At 63.9% G+C, this 4,696-nt stretch carries 5 protein-coding genes; all 5 read left to right on the top strand.

Going from position 1 to position 4,696, the window contains the following annotated elements; all coding sequences use genetic code 11:
• Positions 1-231 precede the first annotated feature (231 nt).
• Positions 232-378, top strand: coding sequence for a hypothetical protein (locus tag FV242_RS35085; protein ID WP_187278670.1), 147 nt, complete (start codon positions 232-234; stop codon positions 376-378).
• Positions 379-617: 239 nt separating this feature from the next.
• On the top strand, positions 618-1,331 hold the full coding sequence (locus FV242_RS32735; RefSeq protein ID WP_147941845.1) for a hypothetical protein: 714 nt from the start codon (positions 618-620) through the stop codon (positions 1,329-1,331).
• An 8-nt stretch (positions 1,332-1,339) separates the two neighbouring features.
• On the top strand, positions 1,340-2,317 hold the full coding sequence (locus FV242_RS32730; protein WP_147941844.1) for a hypothetical protein: 978 nt from the start codon (positions 1,340-1,342) through the stop codon (positions 2,315-2,317).
• Positions 2,318-2,340: 23 nt separating this feature from the next.
• Complete coding sequence (locus FV242_RS32725) at positions 2,341-4,020, top strand: type IV secretory system conjugative DNA transfer family protein (RefSeq protein WP_147941843.1); 1,680 nt, start codon at positions 2,341-2,343, stop codon at positions 4,018-4,020.
• 341 nt (positions 4,021-4,361) lie between these two features.
• A partial coding sequence (locus tag FV242_RS32720) for a MobA/MobL family protein (protein ID WP_187278669.1) occupies positions 4,362-4,696 on the top strand: 335 nt, incomplete at its 3' end.

The following is a 4,696-nucleotide window of genomic DNA, read 5'->3' as shown; positions in this document are numbered from 1 at the left end:
GAACTGGAACATGCCTCGGCGGAAGGCCCTGACCGAAGAACAGCTATCCAGCGTTGATATGGCTAAGCTTGAGCCTTCGGCCAAACTGTATAACGCCTTGCGCCTCCGCGCCTATCGCGCCCGCAAAAAGGCCGGCAACCTAGATTTTTAAAGTGATTGTTCACTTGAAAAAATGACGGTTCGCTGGCATGTTGCGCCTGGGTCCGACTCTGGACCCTTGGAGCAATCCCCATGGCTGACAAGACTCCATCGTGGACCGCGTCCGCGACCAACGACGCGCGCGTAAACAGACCTGCCCCTGTGATCTCTCCCGGCGCATCGACGCAGGAGCGCCAGGTCAAGAACGCCACTTTCAACGCCGAAAAACGCAAAGGCTGAACCGAACCGTGGCGGGCCACGGTCGGCCCGCCACGTCCTCAATGCCCGGTTTTCGGGGAGGTCGGCGTCATGGGAAAAGTCATTCGCAAGACCAACGCCGCCAAGCCGAAATACCGGCACACTAACGCCGTTGAGGCGTGCCTGGCCGAGATTGCTAAAATCTGCCGCCAGGAGGCCGCCGTGCGCTGCAGGATCAAGCGGCAACTGACGCAACACTTACGCACACGATACCGTCCATCATGACCCATCCCCGCGACGGCCCCGCCGTCGCATTCTTCAGCCAGCCATCGGCAGGTGCAATCATGTTAGGCCCAGACCAATCCCCCCAATTCGGCGCGGGCTTTAGCCCCGCCGCGCAGCAGATGCAGAAGCCGGCCCTTGTTCGGGTTCTGAACGTCGCCCGCATTCTTACGTCAACCGGAGCCCTGTTCGGCGTCAGCTTCATGGCGTTGCAGGTGGTCATGCCGGTCGGCAACAAGCCATCCGACTGGTTGGGCGAAACTTACGGCCTGATCGAAAGTGCTGAGGCCGAGGCGAAGCGTATCGCCATAGTCGAAACGGCGCGGCGGACAGCAGAGGAGACGGCCCGCGAGCAGGGCAAGGTGCAGATGGAAATAGAAATCTTGAAGCATCAGATGCAAACGTTGCATGAAAGCTATGAGGGTCAAATTCAGCAGGCCAATATAGCCGACTGGCTTTGCACCTTGGGACAGGCAGTCCCCGACGACATGCTCAATAACGACACACGCAAGATCGTCGGAGCGTTGCGCAAGACCTGCGGCTTTGCCGATGCCATCCGCCGGCAGCAGCAGGAAGAATACGCAGAACTAGCCATGCGTAACGCCGCGCTCATCGCCCGTAGTGACACCCTGCACCGCAAGTACAACGAGGCCGCCGCCATTGCTCACCGTGGCGACCTCAACCGCAGCCGTAACCGCATTGTGGTCGATTGAGGTGGGCCATGGCGAAGAACGCACAGAGCGGTCAGCGGGCGTCCATCGCCCGCACAAGCCGGGTTCGGCAGGAACGGGCTGACAAAGCCGAACAGCAGCGCGCAGCGGCCGCCCGGCCGACCGCGCAGTGGAAGGAGCAGGAGCGCAAGGTTGAGGAGCGTAAGATCGCCGATCGCGCCGCCGCTGCCGAGAAGGCGGCGGCGCAGAAGGCCGAGGCGGAACGTAAGCGGGACGATGCCGCCAAGGTCGCGCTGAAACGGGTCGAGGACAACAAAAAACGCACCGAACAGCGCCGCCAGGCCCAGTTACAGGCCGACGCAAAACGCACCTTCAACCGTCAGGCCGAGGACAAACGGGCGGCAGCGGCAGAGGCGCAGAAAGTGGCGGCTACCAAGAGAGCCGAGGCGTACATGGCGGCGCGTGAGAAAGCGCAACAGGCCGATGTATTGGCTAGCCAGCGCCACACCACCAGCCAAATCCGCAACCTGCACCGGAAGGAGATGCAGTCGCACCGCCAGAACGCGGCAGAGGGTCATATCCTGCATGCTGCAAAAATGGGGTCGATCGACGCCGCCGAGCGGCGCGACCTGAAGGCCCTCGATCAGCAGCGCGGCAGCATCGCCGGCCGCGTTGCTTCCATCGTCCGCCCCGGCCATTTTGCGCAGCAGGAAAAGACCATCAAGGATCGTCACGAGGCCGACCGCATGCAGAAACACCGTGACCACGAAGCGTTCAAGGAACGTCAGTCCGAGAACGCCCAGAAGGCGCGGTTGCGTCAGGTTCAGGAACGGAAATGGCAAATGGAACTGCACCGTTTCGAGAGCATCGCGCAGCGCCACGCGCAGCAGACGAACCGCGCGGCTTTGGTCGAGGAACGGCGTTGCGACTTTACGCGAGCCACGCAGCGTGAACAGACTCGTGAGCAGAGCCAGGACCGCGATCAGACCCAGCAGCAGGGTATGCAGCGGACGCGCACGCCGGCCTGACCGGATGACTTGAGGGAGGGGGCATGTTCTGGAAGGCCAAGCCCCCTCCCCCGGCTCCTCCCTTGATTTACGCCGGCGATGCCATCGCCGATTTTCCTCGAGGCGTGGCAGCGGCTGGCAATGACCGGCCGACCGCAACCGCCCGTTGGTTGTCCTCGAACGAGTTGGCGCTCCGCGTGCCAAAATGGCAGCCCGGCATGTTCCTCATCGGCCGCGACGAGATCGGCCGGCCCTACGGCATCAAGGACGACCGGCATATCCTGACCGTCGCCGGCAGCCGCGCCGGCAAGGGCGTGTCCCTGATCGTGCCGAACCTCCTGTTCTGGCCGGGGAGTTGTCTGGCCATCGATCCCAAGGGCGAGCTTGCGACGCTGACCGCGTCGCGCCGGTCCGCCCAGGGATCGGAATGGTCCCTCCCCATGGACCCCGGACAGGGCAAGGTGTTCGCCCTCGATCCGTTCCAGCGCGTTTCCGGTCCGGCCGCCTATTTTCGCGCCGCCTTCAACCCCCTGGCTGACCTCGATCCGCAGACCGAGCGCGGCATCGACCTGTCATGGATGATCGCGGATGCGCTCGTGATGCAGTCGAAGGGCGACGGCGCATTCTGGACCCAGAGCGCGCGCGCCTTTCTGCGTGGCCTGATCCTTTACGTCGCGGCGACGGAGCCGCAGGCATCCAAGACCCTGATCCGTGTCCGCGAGCTGCTGACCCAGCCAAAGGACGAATTTGATGCGATGCTCGAACATATGGTGGCGCAAGGCGACCTGATCGCCGCGTCCGCCAATGCCATGACCAACCGGGCGGCGGTCGAACGCGCGTCCGTCCGTTCGACGTGCGAGACGCATACCGCCTTCCTTGAAGGCCCGTCGATGCAGCGCGTGCTGCGGGCATCGGACTTCAGGCTGGAGGATCTGAAATCCGACCGCGTGACGGTCTACCTGTCCCTGCCGGCGACCAAGCTTGCCACGCACGGCCGTTGGCTGCGCATGATGGTGGCGCTTGCCATGGATGCCATGGAGCGCACCGGACCCGCCCCGGCCGGCAAGCCGCCCGTCTTGTTCGTCCTCGATGAATTCGCCGCCCTTGGCCATATGGAGACGGTCGAGTCCGCCGCTGGCCAGATCGCCAGTTTCGGCGTGAAACTGTGGCCGATCGTGCAGGACGTGACGCAGTTGCAGCGCGACTACGACAAGGCCTGGGAGACGTTCATGGGGAACGCCGGCCTTCTCACCTTCTGGGGCAATACCGACCTCACCACAACCGATCATATCGCCAAGCGGCTTGGCGATACCGAAGTGATCCGCACCGTTGTGAATAACTCAGAAACGTGGGCGCGCACGTCCGGCCGCGCCCTGCCGGACCTGCTCGGTGTCTTTGGCGGCATGAACAACGCGATGACCAACGCCAATGAGAGTCAGTCGGGCGGGCGGACCGTGAACCAGCAGATCGTGCGCGGCCCGCTTATGGCGCCGGACGAGATCGCCCGGCACTTCGCGCGCGACGCCGGCAACATCTTGGCCGCCATCGCGCGTCCGAATTTGCCGCCCTTCGCGCTGCACCGCTTTTCCTACTTCGGGGAGGAGGACGCCGCCCTGTTCGGGGGGTTGTACGATCCGATGCCGGAGCAGAAGCCGCCGCATACGACGGCCGCAGAGCGCAAGCTGCGCGACGGGGACAAGCTCTGGCATGTCCCCGTCCAGTGAAGCAGGCAGGGGGCTTTCCTCACGCGCGACGCCCTCGCCGCCTGTCGGCCGGCGAGCTGACTTGCCATTCTGGCAGCCCTTCACAGGGCATCGTCGTGCGGGAGGAAAGCCCAAATGCGCACTTAAGTCAGAATTGCAGGGGACGGCCGGGCAGAGCCCTAACAGCAACATGCTGTTTCGCCCCCTTCAATTCTGCAACCGGCAACGGAGTTGCCTCGTGCGACCTGCGGTGCCCGATCGGTCCATGGACCGATGGCTGTCCTTCGGCCAGCTTATGCGCGCCCCTGACGGGTCGCACATCATGATGACTGTGGAGAGGACCAGACGACGGAGCTGAAAGGATGCGGGTTCTCGAATTGACCGCCCATGTCCAGAGGATCAGACGCCGCGACGGTGCATCCGCCACGGCCGCAGCAGCTTATCGATCGTGCGACGTGATCCGGGACGAGCGGACGGGCATCGTTCACGACTACCGGCGCAAGGGCGGGTTAGAAGGCACCGGCCTGGCTGTCCCGAAAGGCGCACCGGAATGGGCGGGCGACCGGGGGCAGTTGTGGAACGCGGCCGAGATGCGGGAACGCAACGGGCCACGGGGACCGAACGCCAATGCCTTCCGTCAGGATGCGATTGTCGCCCGAGAATTCATGTTCGGATTTCCCGCCGAGCTGTCCCAGGC

Source organism: Methylobacterium sp. WL64, from assembly GCF_008039945.1.
In the GTDB taxonomy this organism is placed as follows: Bacteria; Pseudomonadota; Alphaproteobacteria; order Rhizobiales; family Beijerinckiaceae; genus Methylobacterium.
The sequence above is the reverse complement of the archived record's forward strand: the minus strand, read 5'-3'. Positions and strand labels throughout refer to the sequence as shown.